Below are 26,213 nucleotides of genomic sequence, written 5' to 3' on the forward strand. Positions count from 1 at the left end.
AGTGCGCGCCGTGCCGGCGCGCTCACCACTTTTTTGCGGTGATCTCCTTCATGACCTCGATCTCGAGGTCGCGCTCGGCCAGCAGCTTCTTGAGGCGGGCGTTTTCCTGCTGCAGGGTGCGCAGCTGCTTCACATCCGCCGCCTCCAGTTGCCCGTAGCGCTTCCGCCACAGGTACAGGGTCTGCTCGCTGACGCCGTGCTTCCTGGCCACTTCCGCCACGGGGGATCGGTCGGCCTCCCGCAGGATCTTGACCATCTGCTCTTCGGTGAATCGGGACTTACGCATGGGCTCCTCGTCTTCGTCGGGAGCCATCCTCTCAACTTTCAACTGGACCGAAAATCGCCAGGCAGGTCACAGGCACTTCAGTCGGCGCCCGTTGGCCAGCGCGTCGCTGACGAAATCCATGCTCCAGACCGCGTTGGGCGCCGTCGCAGACGCCAATGGCTGGCGCTCGCTGGACGGCCTGCGAGCCTTCTTGCGACGGCGCACGGCTAGGTTCGCTTCGCGATAGAGGCGGTAGACCTTCTTGTGGTTCACGGTCGGATACTCCGGGCGCAGCAGGTCGTGCAGGCGGCGATAGCCGAACCTGCGGCGCACCTGCGCCAGTTCGATGATGCGCGCCGACAGCGCCTGCGTCGCAGGCACCGGCTCGGGCGGATGGCGGAAGGCATCGCGGGACAGCCCCGCAAGGCGGCAGGCCCGGCGCTCGCTCAACGTCGTGAGTTCGAGCATGCGCCGGACCGCCTCGCGCTTGCGTTGCGGGGCTAGCGTTTTACCCCGAAGCCAACCTTGAGCGCTTCGATGTCCAGGTGCGCTTCAGCCAGCAGCCGCTTCAGGTGGTTGTTCTCCGACTCCAGCTCCTTCAGGCGCTTGGCGTCTTCGGCCTCCATACCGCCGTACTTGGCCCGCCAGGCGTAGAAGCTGGCCGGACTGAAGCCGTGTTGCCGGCCAAACTCCGACACCGCCATGCCGGCCTCGGCCTGCTTGATGAACCCGATGATCTGTTCCGTGGTGAAACGACTCTTGCGCATGTCCGTCCTCTCTGGGTGACGGACTTTACCTAGATTCGAGTGGTACGGCTCAGTGGGGGCAGGTCAACAACGAGCACCGACCCCATGACGCCCTCGGCGGAATGACCCCTGCCGAGTACCGCAATCACCAAGAGGCAAGAGACTCTACTTTCGAACTGTCCGCTTGACGGGAGAGGTTACGAGGTCACTCAGAGATCCTGCTGGTAGCGCACGTAGGGCACGCGGCCCTCTTCGCGCTCGTCGCCGGTCCGCGGGGTGATCGGGTTCTCGCCGGTGCTGAGCAGGTTCTGCGCGCCGACGGTGAGGCGGGCCGACCAGGGGGTGCGCCAGGTCACGCCAAGACCGAGGGTGCCATAGGCCTCCGGGTCGCCGGGCACGCGCACCACGCGGCCCACGACTTCGCCGCCAAGATCGCCATAGCCGCCGCCCACGGAGAGGGTGCGGCTGTTCCAGCTCGGGGCCACGCTGCCCGGCAGCACGGCATCCGCCGGCATCAGGCGGGCGCGGGCGATGGTGCCGCCCACCCGGACCCAGCCCTGCTGGCCGAGGCGCAGTTCGCCGACGATGCCGAGGTCCTGCTGCTCGATCCCGAGGCCGGGGGCGCCAGCGAGCGGCAGCAGTTCCGGCATGTGCAGGGCCACGTTGGTGCCCGGCAGCAGGCCTTCGGTATGGCTGCGGCGCAGGGCGCTGTAGCCGGTCCACTCGCTGCGGCCGATGCGCACGCTGGCCTGGGCGCCGAGCTGACCGGCAGGCTGCGCCGGACGGCCGAGCTGGGCGACCAGGCACTGCTCGCTCAGGCGGTCGACGCTGCCGCCGCCCTGGCCGCAGAGCAGGCCGAGGCCGGGATCGAGGCGGGCGGTCAGGGAGCCGCTCGCCAGGCCGTCACGGGCGCTCCAGCGCAGGCCCAGGGCCGGAGGGTTCCCGGCCTGCGCGGGCAGGCCGGCGGTATCGATCCAGAGTACGGCCTCGAGCTTGCCGCTGTGGCTGTTCCACACCGGCACCGGCAGCGCGGAGGCGGCCTCGGTGGCCGGCGCCTCGGGCGCCGCGCCGGCGCCGCCGGCGCGCGCCAGCACGCCCGGGGCCGGGAGGGCGAGGGCGGCGGCGATGGCGAGAGCGAGCAGGGGGCGCATGGAGCGTCGGAGTGCAGACGGCGCCGGGAGTTCCCGGTTCGCCGAGTGTAGCATCTTTTTACGATGTCTTAACCCGGTGGCGGGCTACTGCAGCCCCGGGCTTCCACTGGCGTTGGGCCGGGCGCCCGGGGCGAACAGGGCCTGCATCCGGGCCGTGTCCAGCCGGTAGTCGCGGCCGCAGAACTCGCAGTGGACCTGGGCCTCGCCCTCGTGGAGGGCGGCCAGGGCCTCGGCCTCGCCCAGGCCCCGGAACATCTCCTCCACCCGGGCCATCGAGCAGGAGCAATGGAAGGCGAGGGGCTGCTGCGAGAGCACCCGCACGCCGTCCTCGTGGAACAGGCGCCAGAGCAGATCGGTGTCGGGGCCGGCCAGCAGCTCCGGGGCGTGCAGGGTGTCGAACAGGGCCTCGACCCGCCGCCAGGCGTCCTCGTCGCCGGTCTCGCCCGGCAGCTTCTGCAGCATCAGGCCGGCGGCGCGCTCGCCGTTGGCGGCCAGCAGCAGGGCGGTGGGCAGCTGCTCGGACTGGCGGAAATAGGCTTCGAAGGCGGCGCGCAGGCTGTCGGCCTCCAGGCCCACCATGCCCTGGTAGCGCTGCATCTCGCGCTGGCCCGGGGGCAGGGTCTCGATGGTGATCGCAAGCATCGCGCCCTCGCCGAAGTCGCGCGGGCCGAGGGCGTCCGGCACCGCCTCGGCGTGGCGGGCGAGGCCGCGCAGGGTGCCCATCGAGGTGCATTCCACGAACAGGCTGCGCAGGGCGCCGCTGCCGCGAAGCTGCAGGCTCAGGCGCCCGTCCACCTTCACGTGGCCGCAGAACAGGGCGGCGGCGGCGGCCGTCTCGCCGAGCAGCCGGGCCACGGCCGGCGGGTAGGGGGCGCGGCCGGCGATCTCGCGCCAGGTGCCGTCGAGGCTCACCAGCACCCCGCGGACGCCGGTGTGCTCGATGAGGAAGCGGGTGAGGGTGTCGGTGCTTCGCATGGGGGCGTGGACAGCGCGGCGCGCGGGCGCCACGCTTCGCGGTCGGATCAAGGGAGGTGGCGATGGTAGCGCGAGGCGGGGAAACCCTGCCCGAACGGGGGCCGGCATGAAGGGCGGGCGCCGCCGTGGCGGGTTGGCCCGGCTGCGGCGCCTGCTCTGGCAGTTGCCCCTGCTGTTCGTGGCCACCACCGTGCTGCAGGTGCTGGCGCTGCGCTTCGTCGATCCGCCGGTGAGCGGCATGATGCTGGAGCGGCGCTGGGAGGCCTGGCGCGGCGACGAGGCGGGATTCCGTCTGGACTACCGCTGGGTGGGTTGGGAGCGGCTCTCGCCGCAACTGCCGATCGCCCTGGTGGCGGCCGAGGACCAGCGCTTCCCCGAACACCGCGGCTTCGACCTCGAGGCCATCGAGCGCGCCATCGAGCACAACGCGCAGGGTCGCCGGGTGCGCGGGGCCAGCACCATCAGCCAGCAGGTGGCGAAGAACCTGTTCCTGTGGAGCGGACGCAGCTGGCTGCGCAAGGGGCTGGAGGCCTGGTACACCGGGCTCGTCGAGCTGCTGTGGCCGAAGCGGCGCATCTTGGAGGTGTATGCCAATGTCGCCGAGTTCGGTGATGGGGTGTATGGCGCCGAGGCGGCGGCCCGGCGCTTCTTCGAAAAGCCGGCGGCGGCGCTCACGGCATCGGAGAGCGCCCGCCTTGCCGCGGTGCTGCCGAGCCCGCGGCGCTACCGCGCGGACGCTCCCGGCCCGTACGTGCTGCGGCGGCAGCGCTGGATCGAGGCGCAGGCCCGCAACCTCGGCGGGCCGGATTACCTCGCGCCCTGCTGCGGGGTGCCCGGCGGCGCGGGCAGCAGGTAGCCCGCCACGGCCAGGGCCAGGAGCGCGCCGGCGAGCTGGGCCAGCACGAAGCCCGGCACGTCGGCGGGCTGGATGCCGGCGAAGCTGCGGGTGAGGCTGCGCGCCACGGTGACCGCCGGGTTGGCGAAGGAGGTGCTGGCGGTGAACCAGTAGGCGGCGAAGAGGTAGGCCGCCACGAGGCCGGGGATGGCCGCCGGGCGGTGGCGCAGGGCGAGGAGGATCGTGAGCAGCAGGCCGGCGGTGGCCACGCCCTCGCTCAGCCATTGCGAAGGGCCGCTGCGTACCCGGGTGCCCGGCTGGAGGAGCTCGAGGTCGAACATGGCATGCGCCAGCAGCACGCCGGCCACCGCGCCCGCCACCTGCGCCGGCACATAGGCGGCGAAGTGCCGCCAGGGCAGGTCGCCGCGCAGGGCCATCACCAGCGAGACCGCCGGATTGAAATGTGCGCCGGAGAGCGGCCCGAGCACGCTGATCAGCACCACGAGGATCCCTGCGGTGGCGGCGGCATTGGCCAGCAGGGCGATGCCGTCGTTCCCGTCCGAGAGCGCCACGCCCATGATGCCGCTGCCCACCACGGTGGCGAGCAGGGCGAGGCTGCCCAGGGCCTCGGCGGCCAGGGCGCGGGGAAGGTTCGCCGCGCTCACAGCCGGGCCAACAGTTCGCGCACCTTGGCCTCGATGGTGTCGCGCACGGCGCGATAGCCCTCGTCGTCCATGTGCTTGGGATCGGGCAGGGCCCAGTCCTCGCGGATCCGCGCCGGTACCCAAGGGCAGGAATCGCCGCAGCCCATGGTGATGACGGCATCGAACTCGCCCCCGATCTCGTCGAGCGACTTGGAGTCGTGTGCGGCGAGGTCGTAGCCGCGCTCGGCCATGAAGCGGATGGCCTTGGGGTTGATCAGGCCCGAGGGCTTCGATCCGGCGCTCAGGGCCTCCACCCCGGGGCCGCCGTGCAGGCGGGCGAAGGCCTCAGCCATCTGGGAGCGGTTGGCGTTTTCCACGCAGACGAACAGCACGCGTTTCATTGGCTTTGGGGCTCAGTGTCAGTAGCAGGCGGGGGCACGCGGGGCGCAGGGCTGGCCGCCGCAGCAGTTTTCGGTGAGGTAGGCGAGGAGAGCATCCATGCGCCCGAGGGCGGCATGGACGCGGATCGAGCGGCCCTCGCGGGCGTCGTGCACCAGGCCGGCGCGGCGCAGCACGTTGAGGTGGCCGGTGAGGGTGGCGGGCGGCAGGCCCAGGGCCTCGCGCAGTTCCCCCACCGATAGTCCGCCGTGCCCGGCCTGCACCAGGGCGCGGAAGGCCGCCAGACGGTGGGGCTGGGCGAGGGCGGCAAGGGCGGCGACGGCGTCGGACTGGTTCATTTCGATGATTCTGGAATTAACGAATCGTGAAGGCAAGCCCCGTGGCTGGCTATGCTCGGCGGATGCACGACGCCCATGACGCGAATAAGGCGCCGCCGGCCAGTCCGGCGGCCGTCGACCTGGTGCTGCTGGTGGCCGCCCGCGACGAGGCGGCCAGCCTGCCGCTGCTGCACCCTCGCCTGCTGGCCGTGGCCGAGGGCCTGGGGCCGGGCGTGCGCCTGCTCTACGTGGACGACGGCAGCCGCGATGCCACCTGGGATCTGCTGCAGGGCTTCGTCGCCGGGGCGCCGGACCGGGTGGGGGCGTTGCGCCTGAGCCGAAACTTCGGCAAGGAGCTGGCGTTGACCGCCGGCCTCGACCATGTGCCCGAGGGCGCTGCGGTGGTGGTGCTGGACGCCGATGGCCAGGACCCGCCGGAACTGGTGCCGGCCCTCGTGGCGCGCTGGAGGGCCGGGGCCGAGGTGGTGTATGGCCGGCGCACCCGGCGCGAGGGCGAGCCCTGGCTCAAGCGCGCCACGGCGGCGGCCTTCTACCGTGTCATCAATGCCCTCTCCGACACCCCGATCCCGCGCGACACCGGCGATTTCCGCCTGCTCGGCCCGCGCGCCGTGGCCGCCCTGCGCGGCCTGCGCGAGCGCCAGCGCTTCATGAAGGGCCTGTTCGCCTGGGTGGGCTTCCGCGCCGAGGCCTTCGACTACGAGCGCGCCCCCCGGCTTGCCGGCACCAGCAAGTTCAACTACTGGCGGCTGTGGAACCTGGCGCTGGAGGGCATCACCGGCTTTTCCACGGTGCCGCTGCGCGTGGCGACCTACGTCGGCCTCGTCAGTGCCGCGGGTGCCTTCGTCTACGGCCTGTGGATCATCCTGAAGACCTTGCTCTGGGGCGACCCGGTGGCCGGCTGGCCGAGCCTGATGGTGGCGGTGGCCTTCCTCGGCGGCCTGCAGCTGATGGCGCTCGGCATCATCGGCGAGTACCTCGGGCGGCTCTACCTCGAGGCCAAGCAGCGGCCGCTCTACCTCGTCGACGAGGCGCGCCTGCCCCCTTGAGGCCGCAGGCGGCGGGGGTATGATCGGGACCAGGCACACACCGGAGCCGGGCAATGCGCAGCGTGCGTCAGATCCTCGATGGCAAGGACACTCCGCTGGTCACCGTCTCGCCGCAGGACTCGGTGCTCGAGGCCCTCAAGCGCATGGCCGAGAGCAGTGTCGGCGCGGTGCTGGTGATGGACGGCGGCGAACTCGTCGGGATCATGACCGAGCGCGACTACGCCCGGAAAGTGGTGCTGCAGGGCCGGGCCTCGGCCAGCACGCCGGTGTCGGCCATCATGACCTCGCCGGTGCGCACCGTGACGCCCTCGCAGCGGGCCCGCGAGTGCATGCAGCTGATGACCGAGCTGCGCTTCCGCCACCTGCCGGTGGTGGAGGACGGGGTGCTGCTCGGGGTGGTGTCGATCGGCGACCTGCTCAAGACCGTGATCGAGGAGCAGGCCGAGGAGATCGACCAGCTCCAGGCCTACATCGCCAGCTGAGACCGGCGGCGCGCGCCGCCGGCCCTGCCCGGCGTCAGAAGCGGTTGTCGCCGTCGAGGATGCGGCCAAGGCCGCCGAGCACCGAGCCTTCCTCGCGTCCGGGCTTCAGCGCCGCCTGCAGCATGCGGCCGGCGAGCCTGGAGAAGGGCAGCGACTGGATCCAGACCTTGCCGGGGCCGGTGAGGGTGGCGAGGAACACGCCCTCGCCGCCGAACAGCATGGACTTCACCGAGCCGACGCTCTTGATGTCGAAGCTCACGGTGTCGGTGTAGGCCACCACGCAGCCGGTATCGATGTCGAGGCGCTCGCCGGGACCGAGCTGGCGCTCGAGGATGCTGCCGCCGGCATGTACGAAGACCAGGCCGTCGCCCTCGAGCTTCTGCATGATGAAGCCCTCGCCGCCGAACAGCGCGGTCATCACCTTGCGCTGGAAGTGGATGCCGATGCTGACTCCGCGCGCCGCGGCAAGGAAGCTGTCCTTCTGGCAGATGATGCGGCCGCCGTAGTTCGCGAGCGTCATCGGCACGATGGTGCCGGGGTAAGGCGAGGCGAAGGCCACCTTTGCCTTGCCTGTGCTGCCGCCGTGGGTGAACACGGTGGTGAACAGCGATTCGCCGGTGATCACCCGCTTGCCGGCGCCGAGCAGCTTGTCCATGAAGCCGCCGCCGCCATCGCGGCCGTCGCCGAACACGGTTTCCATCCGCACCACGGCGTCCTTGTACATCATGGCCCCGGCCTCGGCCACGGCGGATTCGCCGGGATCGAGCTCGATCTCGACGAACTGCATGTCCTCGCCGTAGATGCGGTAGTCGATGGCATCGGCACGCTGGCCGGCGATGCCGCCGAGCGGCGGCGGAGTGGTGACGTTGCCGGCCACCGATTCGGCGCGCAGTTCGGCGCAGGCGGCGATCGGCACCCATTCGGCGAAGCCGGCGCGCCAGCAGTGGCCGTTGGGATTGAGGCTGGCCTGCTGGCGGGCCGCGGCCTCGTCGAGCGGGCCCATGGTCTGGCCGTTGTAGCTGAGATACCACTGATGCATGGGGGAACTCCGGGGGGTGGGGGAGAGGGCTTCAGAGGCCGAGCTCGGTGTGCAGGCGCTCGCGGGCGGCGGCATCCAGGCCAAGGCCGTGGGCCAGGGCGTCGAGGTGCTGGCGCTCGGCCTCGGTCTCGCGGCCGATGGCGATCAGCGAGGCCACATAGACCTGCTCGCGCTGGGCAGGACGGGTACGGGCGAGCAGCTGCGGCAGGGTGAGCGGCGCGGCCAGCTCCCCTTCCAGAGCATCCAGATCCTCCCGGTCGAGGCCGGCCTCGCGGGCGCTGCCGAGGATGCGTTCGCGCTCCTCGGCGTCGATCAGGCCATCGGCGGCGGCGGCGCAGATCATGGCGCGCAGCAGGTGCATGGCCTCCTCGCCGGCGCCGGCGGCCACGGCGGGGGCGCCCGGAGGCGGCGGAGGTGCGCCGGGGGCGGGGCTGGCTTGGGCCGGGGTTCCGGGCGGGGGCGGAGGCGGGGGTGGACTGGCGGGCGGCCGGGGGGCGCCGACGGCCGGGGCATTCGCATTGCTGCTGCGGTAGTGTTCGTAGGCGGCGATGGCCACGCCGAGCAGGCCGAGTCCGACCTTCGCCTTGGTGGCGGTGGACATGCCGCCCACCGTGCCGCCGAGCAGGCCGCCAAGACCGCTGGCTTTCTTCGCTGGTCGGCGCTTGCCGCCCAGGCTGCCGCCCAGGGCTTCCCTCATCATCTGCTGCAGCAGGCGTTCGGGGTTCAGCATGGGATCTCCTCGGGTCCATGGGGGATGCCAACGATGCGGCGGGCAGCCTTGCAGAGCGCGTGAGGATGGCGCAGTGCCGGAAGTCCTGCCGACCCGGCCGGGTGGCCTGTGTCAGACTTTGCCGCCCCAGGCCCGTTTCCGGCATCGCCCCCAAGGATTTCCCGCGCCCATGGCCGACAGCATCGACAGCCACGCCCCGCGCAGCCCTTTCCGGGTCTGGCGGGCCTTCCAGTGGTCGATGCAGGGGCTTTCGGCGACCTGGCGCTTGGAGAGCTCGTTTCGGCTCGAGGTCTACCTCTTCCTGCTGCTGGCGCCGCTGGCGCTGTGGTTGGGGGAGAACGGCGTGGAGCGGGCGATCCTCGTCGGCAGCCTGATGCTGGTGCTGATCGTCGAGGTGGTGAACTCGGCGGTGGAGGCGGTGGTCGACCGCTTCGGCAGCGAGTGGCACGAGATGGCCAAGCGGGCCAAGGACATGGGCTCGGCGGCGGTCTTCCTCTGCGACATGAACGTGCTGGCCTGCTGGGGCCTGATCCTGCTGCCGCGGGTGCTGGCATGAGCGGCGGGACGCAGCTCGTGCCGCTCATCCTGCGCCGGGGCGAGGAACGCCGCCTGCGCGCCGGCCACCTCTGGGTGTTCAGCAACGAGGTGGACGTGGGCCGTACCCCGCTGTCGGCCCTCGCGCCGGGGCAGCCGGTGCAGTTGCTCGACCACGCCGGCAAGATCCTGGGCAGCGGCTATGCGCATCCGAACACCCTGATCGCCGCCCGGCTCGTCGACCGCGGTGGCCACGCCCTCGACCGCTCCCTGTTCGTGCACCGGCTGAACGTGGCTCTGGCCCTGCGCGAGCGCCGCTACGCCGAGCCCTACTACCGGCTGGTGTTCGGCGAGGCCGACGGCCTGCCGGGCCTGACGGTGGACCGCTTCGGCGAGGTGCTGGTGGCCCAGGCCACCACGGCCGGCATGGATCGCCTGCAGGAGGAGATCAGCGAGGCCCTCGACAGGGTGCTGAAGCCGCGCAGCCTGGTGTGGAAGAACGACAGCAGCGCCCGGACAGTGGAGGGCCTCGACAGCAGCGTGCAGGTGCGCGGCCTGCCGGTGGAGGGGCCGGTCGAGGTGCGTGAGGCCGGGCTGGTGTTCGCTGCCGACGTGCTGGAAGGCCAGAAGACCGGCTGGTTCTACGACCAGCGCAGCAACCGCGACCGCCTCGCGCCCTGGTTCGCGGGCCGCTCGGTGCTCGATCTCTTCAGTTTCGCCGGTGGCTGGGGTCTGCGCGCCCTGGCGGCGGGCGCCGGCCGGGCCGAGTGTGTCGATGCCTCGGCCCGGGCGATCGAGGCGGTGCGCGCGAATGCCGCGCGCAATGGCCTGGCCGACCGCGTCGAGGCGCAGGTCGCGGATGCCTTCGAATTCCTCCGCGATGCCCGTGCCGGGCGCCGGCGCTGGGATGTGGTCATCGTCGATCCGCCCGCCTTCATCAAGCGGCGGAAGGACTTCAAGGAAGGGGCGCTGGCCTACCGCCGGGTGTTCGAGGCGGCGATGCAGGTGCTGGCGAAGGATGGCCTGCTGGTGGCCTGCTCCTGCAGCCACCACTTCCCCCGCGCCGCCCTCGTCGAGGCCGTGCAGGCCGGGGCGCGGCACCTCGACCGCCAGGCCCAGCTGCTGGAATTCCTCGCCCAGGGGCCGGACCACCCCATCCATCCGGCCATCCCGGAAACCGAATATCTCAAGGGCGCGCTGTTCCGCGTGCTGCCGGCCTGAGCGCGATACTGCCGTCATGGCCTCTGCTCCTCCGCCCCCCGCTTCTCCGCCCGCCGAGTTCACCGGGGCCCTGAAGCGCCTGCACCAGTGGGCCCAGGACGATGCTCCGGAGGCCCTGGGCCGGATCCTCGCCGAAACCGCCCGCCTGCTCGGGGTGGCGCGGGCCGGCCTGTGGCAGTGGCTGCCCGGGCGCCAGGGCCTGCGTTGCATGGTGGCCTTCGAGCAGGGCAGGGTCGATCTCGACCCCGCCATCGAGGTGCCGGTGGCCATGGCCCCGGCCTACTTCCGCGCCATCGAGGACCTGATGGTGCTGGCGGCCGAGGATGCCTGCGCCGATCCGCGTACCTGCGAGCTCGCCGAGGGCTATCTGCGGCCGCTCGGCATCGGCGCCCTGCTCGACGTGCCGATCTGCGAGTTCGGCGAGATCGTGGGCGTGCTCTGCCTCGAGCACGTGGGCCCGCCGCGTCGCTGGACCGGGCCGGAGCAGGTCTTCCTGGCCTCGTTGAGCGGCATCCTCTCGCAACGCCACGACCGCCTGCGCATGGCCGCCAACGAGGACGAGCGCCGCCGTGAGCTGCTGTTCGATGCCGCTACCGGCCTGCCCGGGCGCAGCCTGTTCGTCGACCGCCTTTCGCAGGCGGTGGCCGGGCTGCACGAGGGCGAGGATCTGGCGGTGATCGCCCTCGACCTCGAACGCCTGCGCAGCCTGGCCCACCGCTACGGCGGCGATTTCGCCGATGCGGTGATGGCCGAGGCGGCCGCGCGGATTGGCCAACTGGTACCGGCGGCGCATCTCGGCCGGGTGGCCGACGATACCTTCGCCCTCTGGGTGGTGGGCGAGCGCGTGCAGGGCCTGGCGGTGCGCATGGCCGGCCGGCTGCAGCGTGCCATCGCCCTGCCGATGGGGGCGCCGGATGGCGACAGCATCGAGTTCAGCACCGCTGTGGGCATCGTGCCCGGGGCGCGTGGCGAGCGCGATGCCGACCGCCTGCTGCGCGATGCGCTCACCGCCGCCTTCGGTGCCGCACGCAAGGGGCGCGGGCGGGTGGAGGTGGTCTGGCCCGAGGTGCGCGAGGAACTGGAGAGCGCCCTGCTGCTCGAGCGCGAGGTACGGCGTGCCGCCGATGCCCGCGAGTTCCAGTTCCACCTGCAGCCCATCGTCTCGCTGGCCGATGGTCGCGCGGTGGGCGCCGAGGCCCTGATGCGCTGGAACCGCGACGGCCGCCCGGTGTCGCCGGCCGAGTTCGTGCCACGCCTGGAGGAGAGCGGGCTGATCGTGCCGGTGCACATGGCCCTCCTGCGCGAGCTGTTCGACTGGGCACGCCGCCACCGCCTGCGCGAGCGCCGTCCGGACTTCCGCCTGCACGTGAACTTCTCGCCGGTGCAGCTGCAGTCGCCGGTGCTGGTGGCCGAGCTGCGCGATACCGTGCGTGCCTACGGCGTGGAGGGCCTGCTGGTCTGCGAGGTGACCGAGAACACCCTGTTCGCCGCCGGCGAGGATGCCGCCACCACCCTGCGCTATCTCGCCGACATGGGCTTCCCGGTGTCGCTGGACGATTTCGGCACCGGATTTGCCTCGCTCTCGCACCTGATCGACCTGCCGCTCGCCGGCCTCAAGATCGACCGTAGCTTCTGCCTGCGCGCCGACGGTGATCCCAGGGCGCGGGCAGTGGTGGCCGGCCTGCTCGATCTCGCCCGCCACCTCGATCTCGAAGTGGTGGCCGAGGGCGTGGAGACCGCGGCGCAGCGCGAACTCCTGAAGACCCTCGGTACCGAACTCGCTCAGGGCTACCTCTTCGACCCGGCCCTGCCACCCGAGGCCTTCGCCGCGCGCTGGCTGGCCCCCTGAACCGGACGACTGCATGAGCTATCTGCACGACATCGATCCCATCGCCCTCGAACTGCCCTTCTGGCCCTACGGCATCCACTGGTATGGCCTGATGTACGTGCTGGGCTTCGCTGCCGCCTGGTGGCTGGGCCGGCGGCGCCTGCGCGCCGGGCGGCTGCCGGGCATCGACGAGAATGCCTTCGGCGATCTCCTGTTCTACGGCATGCTTGGCGTGCTGCTCGGCGGGCGCATCGGCTACGTGCTGTTCTACGACCTGCCTTCCTTCCTCGCCGACCCGCTGATGCTGTTCAACGTGCGTGGCGGCGGCATGAGCTTCCACGGCGGTCTGATCGGCGTGATGCTGGCCGGCGCCTGGTGGTGCCGGAAGCACGCCATGCACTGGTTCGACACCCTGGATTTCGTGGCGCCGCTGGTGCCGCTCGGCCTCGGCTTTGGCCGCATCGGCAACTGGATCGGCGGCGAGCTCTGGGGGCGGCTCACCAGCGGCCCCTTCGGCGTGGTGTTCCCGCGCGCGCCGCTCGGCGACTACAGCGGCATGTCGATCGAGCAGCTGCGCGTGCTGCATGCCACCGGCGCGCTGGATGCCTATGCCCGCTACCCCTCGCAGCTGCTGCAGGCCTTCCTCGAGGGCCTGGTGCTGTTCCTCGCACTGTGGTGGTTCAGCAGCCGGCCGCGGCCGCGCTATGCCGTCTCCGGCCTGTTCGCCCTGCTGTACGGCCTGTTCCGCATCGTCGCCGAGTTCTTCCGCCAGCCCGACCCGCAGTACGGCTACCTGGCCTTCGGCTGGCTCACCATGGGCATGGTGCTGAGCCTGCCGCTGGTGGCCCTCGGCCTGGTGCTGCTCTGGCGCTCGCGGACCGCGCCGGTGCTGGGGAAGGAGGGCGCGTGATGCAGGCGTACCACGATCTGCTGGCGCATGTTCTGGCGAACGGCGCGGTCAAGACCGACCGCACCGGCACCGGCACCCGCAGCGTGTTCGGGGCGCAGATGCGCTTCGACCTCGGCGCCGGTTTCCCGCTCGTCACCACCAAGAAGGTGCACTGGAAATCGGTGGTGCACGAGCTGCTCTGGTTCCTGCGCGGCGAGACCAACATCGCCTATCTCAAGGAGAACGGGGTCAGCATCTGGGACGAGTGGGCCGACGAGCGCGGCGAGCTCGGGCCGGTGTACGGCAAGCAGTGGCGCAGCTGGGCGGCGCCGGATGGCCGGACGATCGACCAGATCAGCGAGGTGGTGGAGCAGATCCGCCGCACCCCGGATTCGCGCCGTCTGGTGGTGAGCGCCTGGAACGTGGCCGACCTGCCGCACATGGCCCTGATGCCCTGCCATGCCCTGTTCCAGTTCTACGTGGCCGAGGGCCGGCTGAGCTGCCAGCTCTACCAGCGCTCGGCCGACCTGTTCCTCGGCGTGCCCTTCAACATCGCCAGCTATGCCCTGCTCACCCAGATGATCGCCCACTGCTGCGATCTTGGCCTCGGCGATTTCGTCTGGACCGGCGGCGACTGCCATATCTACTCGAACCATGTCGACCAGGTGCGCGAGCAGCTCTCGCGTGCGCACCGCGCCCTGCCCACGGTGCGCCTGAACCCGGCGGTGCGCGAACTGCTGGCCTTCCGCTACGAGGACATCGAACTCGTCGGCTACGACCCGCACCCGGCCATCAAGGCCCCGGTGGCGGTGTGAGTGGCCCTGCCTCGCCCGCAGGCATCGACATCGCCCTGGTCGCCGCGCTGGACCGGGATTTCGCCATCGGCCGCGGCAACGCCCTGCCCTGGTCGCTGCCCGACGATCTCAGGCGGTTCAAGGCGCTGACGCTGGGCCATCCCCTGCTCATGGGCCGGAAAACCGCCGAATCGCTGGGCCGGGCCCTGCCCGGGCGGCGCAATCTCGTGCTGACGCGCAGCGGCCGCGTGCCCTTCGCGGGCATGGAGCCGGTGCCGTCGATGGATGCGGCGCTGCGTACCGTGGCGGCCATGGGCGCCACCGTTCCGGAGGTGGCCGCGGGAGCCTCGACCCGCGGTCCTACCCTGATGGTGATCGGCGGCGGCGAGGTCTATGCCCAGGCCCTGCCGCTGGCACGCCGTCTGCACCTCACCTGGGTGGAGACCCGGGTAGAAGACGCCGATGCCTGGTTCCCGCGCTTCGACGCCTCCGAATGGACCATGACCGACAGCGAGGCGCATCCGGCCGACGCCCGGCATGCCTTCGCCTTCCGTTTCGCCGATTACGTTCGGCGGACCGGGGCGGGCTGATCAGTCCTGCGCCGCCGGCGGGCCGGAGACCATCCGGCCGGGCACCTGGTGCACCCGCGGTTCCGGGCCGAGTTCGAGGGCGGTGAGCCGGCCACCCCAGACCGCGCCGGTATCGATGCCATGCACGCCCACGCCCTGGAACAGGCCGAGGGTGCTCCAGTGGCCGAAGACGATCGGCAGTTCGCGCTCGACGTGGCCGGGCACCGAGAACCAGGGGTAGAGCCCGGCTTTCTGGGTGCCGGGCCGGCCCTTCTCGTCGAAGGCGATGCGCCCGCCGGGCGTGCAGTAGCGCATGCGGGTGAACACATTGATGATCGCCCGCCAGCGGTCGATGCCCTCCAGCTTGGGCGACCAGTTCGGCTTGTCGCCATACATGTTCTTGAGCAGCCGCGCCCCGGCCTCGCCGCGCAGCTTCTCTTCCACCTCGCGGGCGCGGGCCTCGGCGATCTTGATCGTCCACTTCGGGGCGAGGCCGGCATGCACCATGGCGAAGCCGAGGCTGCGGTCCACGTGCATCAGCTTTTGCCGGCGCAGCCAGTCGAGCAGCACCGGGGCTTCGTCGTCGAACAGTACCCGCTGCAGGTCGGGGTTCACCCGGCGCTGTTCCTCCGGGCGGCGGCCGGCGATGGCGAGCAGCGAGAGATCGTGATTGCCCAGCGTGACCACGATGTGCTCGCGCAGGCCATGGAGCAGCTTCAGCGTCTCCAGCGACTGCCCGCCGCGGTTCACGAGGTCGCCGCAGAACCACAGGGTGTCCTTCGCCGGGTCGAAGTGGATGGCGTCGAGCAGGCGCAGCAGGACGTCATGGCAGCCCTGCAGGTCGCCGATCGCATAGGTCGCCATCAGTGCAGGGTCCGCGGGATGCTGAGCGCGAAGGGCGCGATCTCGGCATCGAACTCGGTGCCGTCGTCGGCCAGCATCTGGTAGCTGCCGCGCATCTGCCCGCAGAAGGTCTCGAGCACCGCCCCCGAGGTGTATTCGAACTCGGCGCCGGGCTTCAGCCAAGGCTGCTGGCCGACCACGCCCTCGCCGCGCACTTCCTGCACCTTGCCGTTGGCATCGGTGATCAGCCAGTGGCGCGAGAGCAGGCGCGCGGCCACTTCGCCGACATTGGCGATGCGGATGGTGTAGGCGAAGACGTAGCGGCCCTCCTCGGGGGCGCTCTGCTCGTCGAGGAAGCGGGTGGCCACGGCCACCGAGATGGCATAGCGGGAGTTCGGCATAGCGCCGATTCTACTTAAAGCGGCGCGGCTTCCGGCGGCGAGAGCCCTGCTTCGGAAAGCTGGTTGCTCAGGGTGATGAAGGCCTGCACCGGTACCTGCTCGGCGCGCGCGCCAGGATCGATGCCGGCGGCGCGGATGGCCTCGGGCCCGCAGACCGGGGCGAGGGCATTGCGCAGGGTCTTGCGCCGCTGCGAGAAAGCCGCCGCCACGGTGCGGGCGAAGTGCCGGGCGTCCTTCACGCCCACCTCGGCAGGCGGACGCGGCACCAGCCGCACCACGGCCGAATCCACCTTCGGTGGCGGCGTGAAGGCGCCGGGCGGCACGTCGAACAGCGGCGTGACCCGGCACACCGCCTGCAGCATCACCGAGAGCCGGCCGTAGGTCTTGCTGCCCGGGGCGGCGGCCATGCGGTCCACCACCTCCTTCTGCAGCATGAAATGCATGTCCTTCACCGCCTCCGCATGCTCCATGACGTGGAACAGGATCGGCGTGGAGATGTTGTAGGGCAGGTTGCCGACGAGGCGCAGCGGGCCTTCCACGTCGTGGCCCTGGCCCAGCCTGCCGAAATCCACCTGCAGCACGTCGCGGTGGACGATGGTGAGCCGGCCGTGCTTCGCGCCCTCGATGGCGAGTGGCCCGATCAGGTCGCGGTCGAACTCGATCACCGTGAGCTCGCCGTGGGCGCGCAGCAACGGGAAGGTGAGGGCCCCGGCGCCGGGGCCGATCTCGACCAGGAACTCGCCGGGCTTGGGATCGATGGCCCGGACGATCTTCTCGACCACACCGGGGCTGGAGAGGAAATGCTGGCCGAGCTGTTTCTTGTGGCGGTGGGCCTCGAGGCTCATGCGGGCCTTCCTTCATCGTGGGGTAGCCTGCCGGCGCGCCGGGCGGCCAGCCGGGCGCAGAGTGCCACCGCATGGCGCAGGCTGGAGGCGTCGGCAAGGCCGCGGCCGGCCAGTTCGAGGGCGGTGCCGTGGTCCACGGCCACCCGCGGAAAGGGCAGGCCGAGGGTGAGGTTCACGGCTTCCTCGAAGCCGCTCGCCTTCAGCACCGGCAGGCCCTGGTCGTGGTACATCGCCACCACGGCGTCGAAGGCCCCGCGCTGCTGCGGCAGGAAGGCGGTGTCGGCGGGCAGCGGGCCTTCGAGCCGCAGGCCCTCGCCGCGCAGGCGTTCCAGCACCGGGATGATCACCTCGATCTCCTCGCGCCCCAGTTCCCCCGACTCCCCCGCATGCGGGTTCAGGCCCAGCACGCGAAGGCGGGGTTCCGGCAGGCCGAAGTCCCGGCGCAGGGCGGCGTCGGTGATGCGCAGTACCCGCTCCAGCAGGGCGGGGGTGAGGGCCCCGGGTACGGCGCGCAGCGGCAGGTGGGTGGTGGCCAGCGCCACCCGCAGCCGCGGGCTGGCCAGCATCATCACTACCTCGCTGCTCGCCACTTCGGCCAGCAGTTCGGTGGTGCCGGTGTAGGGAATGCCGCCGCGGTTGATGCTGGCCTTGTGCACCGGCCCGGTGACGAGGCCGTCGACCGTCCCCGCCAGGGCATCGGCCGCGGCGCTGCGCAGGGCGCCGACCACGGCCGCGGCATTGCCGGGGTCGGCATGGCCGAAGCGTGTGGCATGGGGATTGGCGTGCTCGACGAGGGGCAGTTCGCCTGGGGCGCTTTCCTCGCCGGGGCCGAGGAGGCGCAGCGGCAGGCCGAGGGCGCGGGCGGCAGCGAGCAGGGTCTCACCGTCGCCATAGGCCACGAGCCGCGCGGGCCAGGCGTCCTGGGCGATACGGACACAGAGCTCGGGGCCGACGCCGGCCGGCTCGCCGGGCACCAGCGCGAGCCGCGGCAGGCTGGCCACGGTTCAGGCGCCGAGCCGCGACTCGACGTAGGCGTCGGCGCGCAGCTGGCGCAGGAAGCGCTCGAACTCGTCCTGCGCCTTGCGCTCGCCGATGATCTGGCGCGCGCGGTCGCGACGGTTCTCCTCGCTCACGTCCTGCTGGCGGCTGGCCACCCGGCGCAGCAGGTGCCAGCCGGCCTCGGTGCGGAAGGGCTCGGAGAGTTGGCCGTCGGCGAGGGCGGAGAGCTGGGCGGCGATGGCCGGGCCGAAGCTGCCTTCGGCGAACCAGTCGAGGCGGCCGCCTCGGTTGCGGCTGAAGGTGTCGTTGGAGAACTCGCGCGCCAGCTTGGCGAAATCCTCGCCGGCGAGGATGCGCGCACGCAGCTCTTCGATGCGGCGGCGGGCGGTTTCCTCGCCGACGAGGTCGTTCACCGCGATCATCAGGTGGTCGGCCTGATACTCGGTGATGGTCTGGGCGCCGGCCTGGCGCTTCTCCACGAGTTGCACCATCTGAAAGCCGCTCGGGCCGCGCAGGGGCTCGGTGTACTGGCCCGGCTGCAGGGACTGGATGATCTCGGCGAAGCGCGGCGGGATCGAGGACAGCTCGCGCCAGCCCAGATCACCGCCCTCGAGGGCGTTGCGGTCGTCGGAATAGCGGATGGCGGCGGCGCGGAAGTCCATCTCGCCGCGCTCGATCAGGCTGCGGATGCCGCGGATCTTCTGCTCGGCGATGGCGACCTGCTCCGGCGTGGCGCCGTCGGGCAGGGCGACGAGGATGTTGGCCAGCCGGTACTCGGTGCTGTCGAAATCGCGCTGCGCGAGCAGCTGGTCGATCTCCGACTCGCTCACTACCACCCGGCTCTGCACCACGCGCTGCTGCAGGCGGCGGATCTGCAGTTCCTCGCGCACGCTGCGGCGGTAGTCCTCGAAGCTCAGGCCCTGGGCCTCGATCGAGGCGCGCAGCTGCTCGACGGTGCCGCCAGAGCGCTGGGCGATGCCCTGGATGGTCTGGTTGAGCTCGGTATCGCCGATGCGGATGCCCGAGCCCTCGGCGCGTGCCACCTGCAGGCGTAGCAGCACCAGGCGCTCCAGCACCTGGCGGCGCAGCACGTCCTCGGGCGGCAGCTGGTTCTCGCGGCCCTGGTACTGCAGGCGCACGTTGGCCACCGCCTGTTCCAGTTCGGAGCGCAGGATCACGTCCTCGTCCACCACGGCCACGATGCCGTCGATCGGGCCGGCGCTGGCCCCGGTGCCGCCGAGCAGCTGGGCAGGGGCGGGGGCCGGGAGGAAGGCGGCGAGGCTGGCGGCCAGCAGGCCGGCGAGGAAGGGCTTCGACATGGGGCGGAAACGGGCTCTGGCGCGCGGCTGCGCAGGATCTAGGGCGTATAGCCGAGGATACCATCGGACAACAGGCGCTCTGAATCGCGCCCGAAGCGGCCGAGGCCGTTCAGTTCGATCTCCACGTAGATGCCGAGGTTGCGCTCGGCGTTCAGGTCGCGGATGTAGTCGCGGGCGAGGACCCGCACTGCCATGCAGCAGCTGCGCCATTCCACGCCCCCCAGGGCCTCGAGGGTGCGGCGCTCGCGCAGCGACCAGACCCAGCGCCCCACGGTGCGCCAGTGGGCGTCGATCGGGGCGGTGAAGCTCAAGTCGGCCTGCTCCAGCAGATCCTTGCGATAGCGGTAGCTGGCGTTCAGCACGCCGCGATCGGCAAAGCGCCACTGGCTGCGCAGCGCCGAGAGCTCGGTGCCACGGCTGCCCGGATGCCACTGCTGGGCCAGCGAGAGGCTCCAGCGGTCGGAGACCCGCCAGTCGGCCTCGCCGACATAGGCCGAGCCGCCCCCCTCCGGCAGCGGCTCGCCGGGCAGCCGCACGCGCGGCGTGTCGAGATAGAGCACGCGGCCCAGGCTGAGCGAGAGGCGCTCGCGGCCGTCCTCGCCATCGAGCAGGCGGCTGGTGATGGCCAGCGTGGCCTGGTTGGCATCGGCCTGGCGGTCGGCGCCCGAGTAGCGGTTCTGCCGGAACAGGCCCGGCCAGCTGAAGGTGAGCGGCTGGGTATCGAACAGCGGCAGGGCGTCCTGGTCGCGGTAGGGCACCCGCAGGTAGTAGAGGCGCGGCTCCAGGGTCTGGATGGCCTCGCGGCCGAACAGGGTGAGCGGGCGCTCGAAGGCAAGGCCGAGATCGAGGCTGGCAACCGGCAGGCTGCGGCTCGGGCTGCGGTCGATGGCCGGGGCCAGCGGGTCGCGCTCCAGGGAGTAGCCGGTGTAGCGCCAGGCCAGTTCCGGCCGGAAGAACCAGGCCGGGCCACCGAAGTCGAGGCGGAGGCCGGGCATCAGGTCGAGGCGCTGGCCGCCGGGGCGGTCCTCATGCTCGAAGCGCACGGCCTCGGCATGGAGGCCGAGCTCCAGCCAGGGCAGGAGCGGCTGCTGCCAGTGCGAGCGCAGGCGCGGCAGGCGGGCGAAGGGCTCGCTGCCGGGCGCCACCACCGGGTTGGCTGCCTGCCAGCGATCCAGCGAGAGCGAGGTGCTCCAGTGCCGGCCGCGGCCGTCCAGGCTCATCTGGCTCGGCAGCAGGGTGAGGGCGTTGCGGCCGAGATCGTCGCCGAAGTCGCGCAGGTACTCGCGGTCGCTGACGTGCTGCAGCAGGGCCTGGGCCGACCAGTGCGGACCGAGGCGGGTGGTGTGCTGCCAGCGGAAGAGGCCGCGGTCGCGTCCGGCGAGTTCGTCGTCCGGCAACCAGGTGCCCTCCAGCATGCCGGCGCTGGCAAGCCCGAGGTAACGGAACTCGGTGCCCAGCATCAGGCCGCGGCGCGACATCCAGCGCGGGGTGATCGTGGCGTCGTAGTTCGGTGCGAGATTGAGATAGACCGGCTGGGCGTAGTCGATGCCGTTGCGGTCGCGGTAGCCGAGCCGGGGGTAGAGCAGGCCGCTGCGGCGGGCATCGCTGGTGGGGAAGCTGAGCCAGGGCAGCCACATCACCGGCACGCCGCCCAGGCGCAGGCTGGCGCCCTGGGCCACGCCGCGCCCGGCAGCGTCGTCGACCTCGATGGTGGCGGCGCGCAGTTCCCACTGCCGCTGTCCGGGCGGGCAGGTGGAGTAGCTGGCATCGGCGAAGGTGCTGCGCTCGCCCTCGCGCACCACGGCCACGGCCACGCCATTGCCTTCGGTGCCCTGGCTCAGCTGGTAGGTGACATCGCGCAGGCGCACGGTGTCGTTGGCCTCGTCGCCGTCGGCGCCTTCGGCGGTGAGCCGCAGGCCCTCGTCCTCGAAGCGCACCGGGGCGAGGCTGGTCCAGGTGCCGGCCTCGTGCTCGTAGCGCAGGCCTTCGGTGCCCAGCCACTGGTCGGCACGCAGCAGCTCCACGCGGCCGCTGAAGGTCGTGACCCTGGCCTCCGAGACATCGAGACGGTCGGCGAGGATCCGCGCCGGGGTATCGGCGCGGCGCGCGCGCGGGGCATCGGGAGGCAGGGTGCGCAGGGTCTCGAGGGCAGGGGGCGCCTTGCACAGGGCCCAGGCCGGGCCGGTGTCGCGGACCTCGGAGGCCCGGGCCGGCAGGGCCAGGGCGAAGGCCAGGGCACAGGCGAGGGGGTGCAGGGGGAATCGGGGCACGGACGGGCCTCTCACGCAGTGGGCGCTAAGCTTGCGGGAAATCCCGCGCCGCGGGGAGCCCCGCCCAAGACCATGCAAGGCCCCGAACCCGAGGTCCCTCTGCCGGCCAGCGAGCAGGAATGGCGTGCCCGCCTGAGTCCCGAGCAGTACGCGGTCTGCCGCTGTTCGGCCACCGAGCCGCCGTTCAGCGGCGCTTACTGGGACCACCACGAGGACGGGGTCTACCACTGCGTGGCCTGCGGCGCGGCGCTGTTCGATTCGACGGCGAAGTTCGACTCCGGCAGCGGCTGGCCGAGCTATACCCGGCCGGTGGAGCGCAGCGCCGTGGGGGCGAGGGAAGACCATTCGCATGGCATGCACCGCATCGAGGTGCACTGCGCGCGCTGCGCCTCGCACCTCGGCCATGTCTTCCCGGACGGCCCGCCACCTACCGGCCTGCGCTACTGCATCAATTCGGCGGCGCTCGACTTCCGGCCGCGCTGAGCCCGGGCGGCGTGCCCTGAACCTTCCTCAGGCGGCCTGCAGGCCGCGCAGATGGGCCACGCTGCACTCGCGCAGGGCAGTGAGGCTGTAGCCGCCCTCGAGCACCGAGACGAGGCGGCCGCCGCAGTGGCGGCGGGCCAGCGCGGCCAGCTCGGCCGAGAGCCAGCGGTAGTCCTCGGGGCCGAGCTCGAGATCGGCCAGCGGGTCGAGACGGTGGCCGTCGAAACCGGCCGAGACGAGGATCAGCTGCGGGGCGAAGCGGTCGATGGCCGGCAGCAGGCGCTCGCGCCAAGCCTCGCGGAAGGCGAGGCCGGGGCAGCGCGGCGGCAGCGGAGCGTTCAGCACCCGCGCGCCCTGGTCCTCGAGGCCGGTGCCGGGGTAGAGCGGAGCCTGGTGCGAGCTGACGTACTGCAGGCGCGGTTCGCGCAGGGCGATGTCCTCGGTGCCGTTGCCGTGGTGCACGTCGAAATCCACCACCGCCACCCGGGCGAGGCCATGGGCCTCCAGGGCATGCACCGCGCCCACCGCCACGCCATTGAGCAGGCAGAAGCCCATCGGGGTGTCGCGGGTGGCATGGTGCCCGGGGGGGCGCACGGCGCAGAAGGCCTGGCCCACCTCGCCGCCCAGCACCGCATCCACCGCCGCCACCACGGCGCCGGCGGCGCGCAGCGCGGCCTCGGCCGAGTCGGCCGACATCAGGGTGTCCTCGTCGAGGCGGTGCGGCCAGGCCTCGGGGCGGGCGTCCAGCACCCGGGCGAGCAGGGCCGGGGAATGGGCGCGCGCGAGCTGCTCGCGGCGCGCGGCCGGGGCCTCGCGCCAGTCGAGGTCGGGGAAGGCGGCGCGCAGGGCTTCGAGCACCGCCGCCAGCCGCGCCGGGCTCTCCGGGTGGCCGGGGCCGGGCTGGTGGGCGAGGCAGGCGGGGTGGGTGTAGACGCGCATCAGCGCCGGCGTTCGTGGTTCCAGAGCACTTCGCCATGGCCGCTGGCACGGGCCAGCACGCGGCAGAGCACGAAGAGCAGGTCGGAGAGCCGGTTGAGGTAGCGGATGGCCTGCGGCCGCACCGCGTCGTGGTGCGAGAGCGTCACCACCTCGCGCTCGGCGCGGCGGACGATGGTGCGGGCGAGGTGGCCATGCGCCGCGGCGAGGCCGCCGCCGGGCAGGATGAAATCCTTGAGCGGCGGCAGGTCGGCGTTGAATCGGTCCAGCACCTGCTCCAGACGCTCGATGTCGGCGTCCTGGATGGCGGCATGGCCGGGGATGCACAGCTCGCCGCCGAGGTCGAAGAGCTGGTGCTGCACCGCCACCAGCACCTCGCGCACGGGCTCCGGGATCTCGCAGGCGAGGATGAGGCCGATGGCGCTGTTGGCCTCGTCCACCGTGCCGTAGGCCGCGACCCGGGCGGAGTCCTTGGCCACCCGCGAGCCGTCGCCGAGGCCGGTGCTGCCGTCGTCGCCGGTACGGGTGTAGATCTTCGAGAGCCGGTTGCCCATGCGGTCTTCAGCGCGGGGCGTGGCCGGCCGGGGCGAGGCGGGCGAAGGCCGGCGCGAGGGCGAGATGCAGGGCGGCGCCGATGCCCACCCAGGCGAAGGCCACCGTGAGGTAGGCCGGCCACCAGTCGGCGTAGTTCTTGGCCCAGCCGGCGAGGCTCGGCTCGGCCACGCTGCTGCTGAACCAGTAGAAGCCGCCCTGGGCGAACAGGTGGCAGAGGCTGGCGCCCACGAACAGGGCCAGGGCGAGGCGGCCCAGAAGGCTCCAGCGCGGCGCGAGCCCCCGGGCGGCGGCCCACTGGCCGGCCAGGGTGAGCGCCGCATGCGCCGGCAGCAGGAACCAGTAGCCCGGCGAGACGCAGTAGTGGTTCCAGAAATCCACGCCGCTCGCCGAGATGACCTGCCAGTCCACCGCCACGGCCAGCGCCATCAGGGCCGGGAAGGCCCAGCGCTGGTGGCCCGCCAGGTAGACGCCGGAGGCGAAGAACACCGCCCAGGAGGCATCGGGCACGGCGCCGAAGTGGTGGGCGCGGGTGGCGGCCATCACGAGGGCGAGGAAGGCGAACACGGCGAGTGCGTGTCGGAGGGCAAGGCGCATGGGCGGCAGTCGGAGCGAACGGATGACAGAGGACGAAGTCTAGCCCAAGGGGGCGCGGGCTGCGCCCGGGCGGCGGGCGCCGGGGCGTATCCTAGGCGGCATGGAAACGCGCGAGTTCGACGTGGTGATCGTGGGTGGCGGGCTGGTGGGGGCGAGCCTCGCCTGCCTGCTGGTGCCGCAGGGGCGCTCGGTCGCCCTGGTGGATGCGGGCAGCGGGCCGGTGCCGCTCACGGCCGACCCGCGCAAGCTGGCGCTCGCGGCCGCCAGCCTCGACACCCTCGCCGCCCTGGGCGTGCTCTCCCGGCTGCCGGTTCCGCCCACCCCCATCCGCCGCCTGCACGTGAGCCGGGAAGGCGATTTCGGCCAGCTGCGCTGCGAGGCCGCCGAACTGGGGCGCGAAGCCTTCGGCGGCGTGGTGCTGGCGGGCGAGCTCGGTGCGGCCCTCGAGCAGGCGCTCACCGCCCTGCCGGGGCTGGTCCGGGTGCGCGGCCGTGCCGAAGCGGATGGGGTGGACGGCGGCGGGCGCCGCCTGCGGGTGCTGCCCGAGGGCCGACCCGCCGAGACCTGGCAGGCCAGGCTGGTGGTGGCCGCCGATGGCAGCGCCTCTCCCCTGCGCGGGGCGGCCGGCATCGAGGTGGCGCGCCATGACTACGGCCAGACCCTCATCGTCACTTCGGCCCGGCTGTCCGCCGCTCCCGAGGGCACGGCCTTCGAGCGCTTCACCGACCACGGGCCCTGCGCCCTGCTGCCGATGGCCGGGGGTCGCCACGGCGCGCTCTGCGGCGTGGCCACGGCCGAGGCCGCGGCGGTGCTGGCGCTGGACGACGCCGGGTATGCGGCCTACTTCCAGCGCCGCTTCGGCTGGCGCGCCGGGCGCGTGCTCGAGGTGGGCGCGCGCAGCGCCTGGCCGCTGCACCGGGTGGTGGCCGCGCGGCTGGTGGCCGAGCGGCTGGTGCTGGTGGGCAATGCCGCGCAGACCCTGCACCCGATCGGCGCCCAGGGCTTCAACCTCGGCCTGCGCGATGCCCTCACCCTGGCGGGCCTGCTGCGCGGCGCCGCGGACCCCGGCGCGGACGCCCTTCTGGCCGCCTATGCCGAGGCCCGCCGCGAGGACCGCGAGGCCACCCTGGCCCTGAGCGATGGCCTGGCCCGGGCCACGGCCGGCACGGGCCCCCTGCACCGGCTTGGCCGCAGCCTCGGCTTTGCCGCCCTGAACCTCGATGCCGGCCTGCGCGCCCGCTTCCTCACCGGCGCCATGGGCTACCGCCCCGGGGTGCCGCGTGCCGCCGAGGTGCTGGCATGAGCCGCGAGCGCCTCGATGCCCTGGTGGTGGGCGGCGGCATCGTCGGCGCCGCCCTGGCCCTCGGCCTGCGCCAGCGCGGCCTTGCGGTGGCGCTGGTGGAGGTGAAGGCGCCCGCGCCCTGGCAGGCGGCGCGGCCCGACCTCCGGGTCTATGCCATCGCCCCGGACAGCGAGGCCCTGCTCGCCCGGCTCGGGGTCTGGGAGGCGGTGCGCGGGGCGCGGGCCCAGGCCTACACCGGCATGCAGGTCTGGGATGCCGGCGGCGGGCGCCCGCTGCGTTTCGACACCGGGGCGCTGGGCGTGCCCCGGCTCGGCCACATCGTCGAGCATGGCCTGCTGGTGGACCGGCTGTGGGCGGCGCTGGCCGCGGCTGGCGTGCCCTGCGCCACCGGCGCGGCCCTGGAGGCGATCGAGGAGGGCGAGAGCGGCGTGGTCGCGGTGCTGGCCGATGGCCGCCGCCTCGCCGCTGCCCGGCTGTTCGGCGCCGACGGCCTGCACTCGCGGGTGCGCGCCCTGCGCGGCATCGGCACCCGCGAGCACGACTACCGCGCCCGCGGCCTCGTGGCCTACCTCCGCCCCGGAAAGCCGCACCGCGACACCTGCTGGCAGCGCTTCCTGCCCACCGGCCCGCTGGCCCTGCTGCCCTGTGCCGAAGGGCGGATCTCGATCGTCTGGTCGCTGCCGGACGCGGAGGCCGAGCGCCTGCTCACCCTCGCGCCCGGGCGCTTCGAGGCCGAGCTCGGCCGCGCCAGCGACCGGGTGCTGGGCCCGCTCACCCTCGACAGCGAGCGCGTGGCCTTCCCGCTCCGGCGGCTGCTCGCCGAACGCATGCTCGATGGGCGCGTGGCCCTGCTCGGCGATGCCGCCCACGGCGTGCACCCGCTGGCCGGGCAGGGGGTGAACCTCGGCCTGCGCGACGTGGCCGGCCTGCTCGACGGCATCGATGCGGCGAAGGCTAAACGCCGCGAAGCGCTCTCCGACACCGTGCTGCAGCGCTGGGCGCCGCAGCGCGTGAGCGAGAACACCGTGGCGGCCCATGCCTTCGAGGCCATCCACCGCGTCTACGGCAACGATGCGCCGCTGCCCACCGCCCTGCGCGGCTGGGTGCTGGCAGCGGCCAATCTGCCGCCCGTCAACCGCCTGCTCTGGCGCCGGGCGGCGGGCCTGTAGCGGCGCTGGGG

Annotated in this window: 27 protein-coding genes and 3 pseudogenes; 12 read left to right on the forward strand and 18 right to left on the reverse strand. The window is 72.4% G+C overall.

Annotated elements, in window-relative coordinates:
- The 4 genes and pseudogenes from G408_RS0102585 to hslO all read right to left on the reverse strand — a co-directional run.
- Positions 1-286, reverse strand: a pseudogene (locus tag G408_RS0102585) (transposase); the annotation flags it as partial.
- A 69-nt stretch (positions 287-355) separates the two neighbouring features.
- Positions 356-1,032, reverse strand: a pseudogene (locus G408_RS15215) (transposase); the annotation flags it as partial.
- Between the two features lie 188 nt (positions 1,033-1,220).
- A complete protein-coding gene (locus G408_RS12805; protein WP_051282538.1) occupies positions 1,221-2,162 on the reverse strand; it encodes a hypothetical protein in 942 nt (313 codons plus the stop codon).
- A gap of 84 nt (positions 2,163-2,246) precedes the next feature.
- Complete coding sequence (gene hslO, locus G408_RS0102605; RefSeq protein ID WP_028769820.1) at positions 2,247-3,137, reverse strand: Hsp33 family molecular chaperone HslO; 891 nt, start codon at positions 3,135-3,137, stop codon at positions 2,247-2,249.
- A 106-nt stretch (positions 3,138-3,243) separates the two neighbouring features.
- Between hslO and mtgA the strand changes: the two genes are divergently transcribed.
- Entirely contained in the window at positions 3,244-3,993 is a 750-nt protein-coding gene (gene mtgA, locus G408_RS12810) for a monofunctional biosynthetic peptidoglycan transglycosylase (protein ID WP_051282539.1), read from the forward strand.
- Here the strand turns inward: mtgA and G408_RS0102615 are convergent.
- Genes G408_RS0102615 through G408_RS0102625 form a run of 3 tightly spaced genes read right to left on the reverse strand, consistent with a single transcriptional unit; the run spans position 3,945 to position 5,353 of the window.
- Positions 3,945-4,637 carry an aquaporin gene (locus G408_RS0102615; protein WP_028769821.1) on the reverse strand — a complete coding sequence of 231 codons (693 nt, stop codon included), beginning with the start codon at positions 4,635-4,637 and terminating at the stop codon, positions 3,945-3,947. The genes mtgA and G408_RS0102615 overlap by 49 nt on opposite strands.
- Positions 4,634-5,017: an arsenate reductase ArsC gene (locus G408_RS0102620; protein ID WP_028769822.1), complete on the reverse strand. Its 384-nt coding sequence runs from the start codon at positions 5,015-5,017 to the stop codon at positions 4,634-4,636. Before G408_RS0102620 ends, G408_RS0102615 begins: the two co-directional genes overlap by 4 nt.
- Before the next feature lie 18 nt (positions 5,018-5,035).
- Positions 5,036-5,353, reverse strand: a complete 318-nt coding sequence (locus tag G408_RS0102625) for an ArsR/SmtB family transcription factor (protein ID WP_028769823.1) — start codon at positions 5,351-5,353, stop codon at positions 5,036-5,038.
- Positions 5,354-5,415: 62 nt separating this feature from the next.
- On the opposite strand from G408_RS0102625, the gene G408_RS12815 reads away from it, so the two are divergent.
- Together G408_RS12815 and G408_RS0102635 are read left to right on the forward strand one after the other, a co-directional pair.
- Positions 5,416-6,399, forward strand: a complete 984-nt coding sequence (locus tag G408_RS12815; protein WP_051282540.1) for a glycosyltransferase family 2 protein — start codon at positions 5,416-5,418, stop codon at positions 6,397-6,399.
- Positions 6,400-6,452: 53 nt separating this feature from the next.
- Positions 6,453-6,881: a CBS domain-containing protein gene (locus G408_RS0102635; protein WP_028769824.1), complete on the forward strand. Its 429-nt coding sequence runs from the start codon at positions 6,453-6,455 to the stop codon at positions 6,879-6,881.
- Between the two features lie 34 nt (positions 6,882-6,915).
- On the opposite strand, the gene G408_RS0102640 is transcribed toward G408_RS0102635, so the two are convergent.
- Together G408_RS0102640 and G408_RS14680 are read right to left on the reverse strand one after the other, a co-directional pair.
- Positions 6,916-7,920: a TIGR00266 family protein gene (locus tag G408_RS0102640; RefSeq protein WP_028769825.1), complete on the reverse strand. Its 1,005-nt coding sequence runs from the start codon at positions 7,918-7,920 to the stop codon at positions 6,916-6,918.
- A gap of 31 nt (positions 7,921-7,951) precedes the next feature.
- A complete protein-coding gene (locus G408_RS14680) occupies positions 7,952-8,650 on the reverse strand; it encodes a DUF533 domain-containing protein (RefSeq protein WP_051282541.1) in 699 nt (232 codons plus the stop codon).
- 169 nt (positions 8,651-8,819) lie between these two features.
- On the opposite strand from G408_RS14680, the gene G408_RS0102650 reads away from it, so the two are divergent.
- From G408_RS0102650 to G408_RS12825, 6 genes are read left to right on the forward strand one after another with little or no spacing between them, the layout of a single operon-like run.
- On the forward strand, positions 8,820-9,206 hold the full coding sequence (locus tag G408_RS0102650; protein ID WP_028769826.1) for a diacylglycerol kinase: 387 nt from the start codon (positions 8,820-8,822) through the stop codon (positions 9,204-9,206).
- On the forward strand, positions 9,203-10,405 hold the full coding sequence (locus tag G408_RS0102655; protein WP_028769827.1) for a class I SAM-dependent rRNA methyltransferase: 1,203 nt from the start codon (positions 9,203-9,205) through the stop codon (positions 10,403-10,405). Before G408_RS0102650 ends, G408_RS0102655 begins: the two co-directional genes overlap by 4 nt.
- A 16-nt stretch (positions 10,406-10,421) precedes the next feature.
- Positions 10,422-12,254: an EAL domain-containing protein gene (locus G408_RS0102660; protein ID WP_028769828.1), complete on the forward strand. Its 1,833-nt coding sequence runs from the start codon at positions 10,422-10,424 to the stop codon at positions 12,252-12,254.
- Between the two features lie 13 nt (positions 12,255-12,267).
- Positions 12,268-13,143 (forward strand): prolipoprotein diacylglyceryl transferase, encoded by an 876-nt coding sequence (lgt, locus tag G408_RS0102665; RefSeq protein WP_028769829.1) that lies wholly within the window; start codon positions 12,268-12,270, stop codon positions 13,141-13,143.
- Entirely contained in the window at positions 13,143-13,937 is a 795-nt protein-coding gene (locus G408_RS0102670; RefSeq protein WP_028769830.1) for a thymidylate synthase, read from the forward strand. Before lgt ends, G408_RS0102670 begins: the two co-directional genes overlap by 1 nt.
- A 23-nt stretch (positions 13,938-13,960) precedes the next feature.
- Positions 13,961-14,506: a dihydrofolate reductase gene (locus G408_RS12825; RefSeq protein ID WP_211226644.1), complete on the forward strand. Its 546-nt coding sequence runs from the start codon at positions 13,961-13,963 to the stop codon at positions 14,504-14,506.
- On the opposite strand, the pseudogene G408_RS12830 reads toward G408_RS12825, so the two are convergent.
- From G408_RS12830 to lptD, 6 genes and pseudogenes are all read right to left on the reverse strand, one after another.
- Positions 14,427-15,349, reverse strand: a pseudogene (locus G408_RS12830) (symmetrical bis(5'-nucleosyl)-tetraphosphatase); the annotation flags it as partial. The gene G408_RS12825 and the pseudogene G408_RS12830 overlap by 80 nt on opposite strands.
- On the reverse strand, positions 15,349-15,729 hold the full coding sequence (apaG, locus tag G408_RS0102690; protein WP_028769831.1) for a Co2+/Mg2+ efflux protein ApaG: 381 nt from the start codon (positions 15,727-15,729) through the stop codon (positions 15,349-15,351). The gene apaG and the pseudogene G408_RS12830, both read right to left, overlap by 1 nt.
- Positions 15,730-15,743: 14 nt before the next feature.
- Positions 15,744-16,574 (reverse strand): 16S rRNA (adenine(1518)-N(6)/adenine(1519)-N(6))-dimethyltransferase RsmA, encoded by an 831-nt coding sequence (gene rsmA, locus G408_RS0102695; RefSeq protein WP_028769832.1) that lies wholly within the window; start codon positions 16,572-16,574, stop codon positions 15,744-15,746.
- Positions 16,571-17,566, reverse strand: coding sequence for a 4-hydroxythreonine-4-phosphate dehydrogenase PdxA (gene pdxA / locus G408_RS12835; RefSeq protein WP_051282595.1), 996 nt, complete (start codon positions 17,564-17,566; stop codon positions 16,571-16,573). Before pdxA ends, rsmA begins: the two co-directional genes overlap by 4 nt.
- Positions 17,567-17,578: 12 nt before the next feature.
- Complete coding sequence (locus G408_RS0102705) at positions 17,579-18,892, reverse strand: peptidylprolyl isomerase (protein WP_028769833.1); 1,314 nt, start codon at positions 18,890-18,892, stop codon at positions 17,579-17,581.
- Between the two features lie 38 nt (positions 18,893-18,930).
- Entirely contained in the window at positions 18,931-21,162 is a 2,232-nt protein-coding gene (lptD, locus tag G408_RS12840) for an LPS assembly protein LptD (protein WP_051282543.1), read from the reverse strand.
- A 72-nt stretch (positions 21,163-21,234) separates the two neighbouring features.
- Here lptD and msrB point away from each other — a divergent pair, with 72 nt between their 5' ends.
- Complete coding sequence (gene msrB, locus G408_RS0102715) at positions 21,235-21,645, forward strand: peptide-methionine (R)-S-oxide reductase MsrB (protein WP_051282544.1); 411 nt, start codon at positions 21,235-21,237, stop codon at positions 21,643-21,645.
- A 27-nt stretch (positions 21,646-21,672) separates the two neighbouring features.
- Here the strand turns inward: msrB and G408_RS0102720 are convergent, their stop codons facing one another.
- The 3 genes from G408_RS0102720 to G408_RS0102730 are packed head-to-tail and all read right to left on the reverse strand — an operon-like array spanning position 21,673 to position 23,730.
- The gene (locus G408_RS0102720; protein ID WP_028769835.1) at positions 21,673-22,584 is read right to left on the reverse strand and encodes a histone deacetylase family protein; all 912 of its coding nucleotides are present in this window, start codon (positions 22,582-22,584) and stop codon (positions 21,673-21,675) included.
- The gene (locus G408_RS0102725; protein WP_028769836.1) at positions 22,584-23,135 is read right to left on the reverse strand and encodes a cob(I)yrinic acid a,c-diamide adenosyltransferase; all 552 of its coding nucleotides are present in this window, start codon (positions 23,133-23,135) and stop codon (positions 22,584-22,586) included. The genes G408_RS0102720 and G408_RS0102725 overlap by 1 nt, the downstream gene beginning before the upstream one ends.
- A 7-nt stretch (positions 23,136-23,142) precedes the next feature.
- Complete coding sequence (locus G408_RS0102730; RefSeq protein WP_051282545.1) at positions 23,143-23,730, reverse strand: hypothetical protein; 588 nt, start codon at positions 23,728-23,730, stop codon at positions 23,143-23,145.
- A 100-nt stretch (positions 23,731-23,830) separates the two neighbouring features.
- Between G408_RS0102730 and G408_RS0102735 the strand changes: the two genes are divergently transcribed.
- Together G408_RS0102735 and G408_RS0102740 are read left to right on the forward strand one after the other, a co-directional pair.
- On the forward strand, positions 23,831-25,033 hold the full coding sequence (locus G408_RS0102735; RefSeq protein WP_037412038.1) for an FAD-dependent monooxygenase: 1,203 nt from the start codon (positions 23,831-23,833) through the stop codon (positions 25,031-25,033).
- Complete coding sequence (locus G408_RS0102740; protein WP_028769839.1) at positions 25,030-26,202, forward strand: FAD-dependent monooxygenase; 1,173 nt, start codon at positions 25,030-25,032, stop codon at positions 26,200-26,202. The genes G408_RS0102735 and G408_RS0102740 overlap by 4 nt, the downstream gene beginning before the upstream one ends.
- Positions 26,203-26,213 lie beyond the last annotated feature (11 nt).

Origin of the sequence: Silanimonas lenta DSM 16282 (genome assembly GCF_000429065.1) — a bacterium.
GTDB lineage: Bacteria > Pseudomonadota > Gammaproteobacteria > Xanthomonadales > Xanthomonadaceae > Silanimonas > Silanimonas lenta.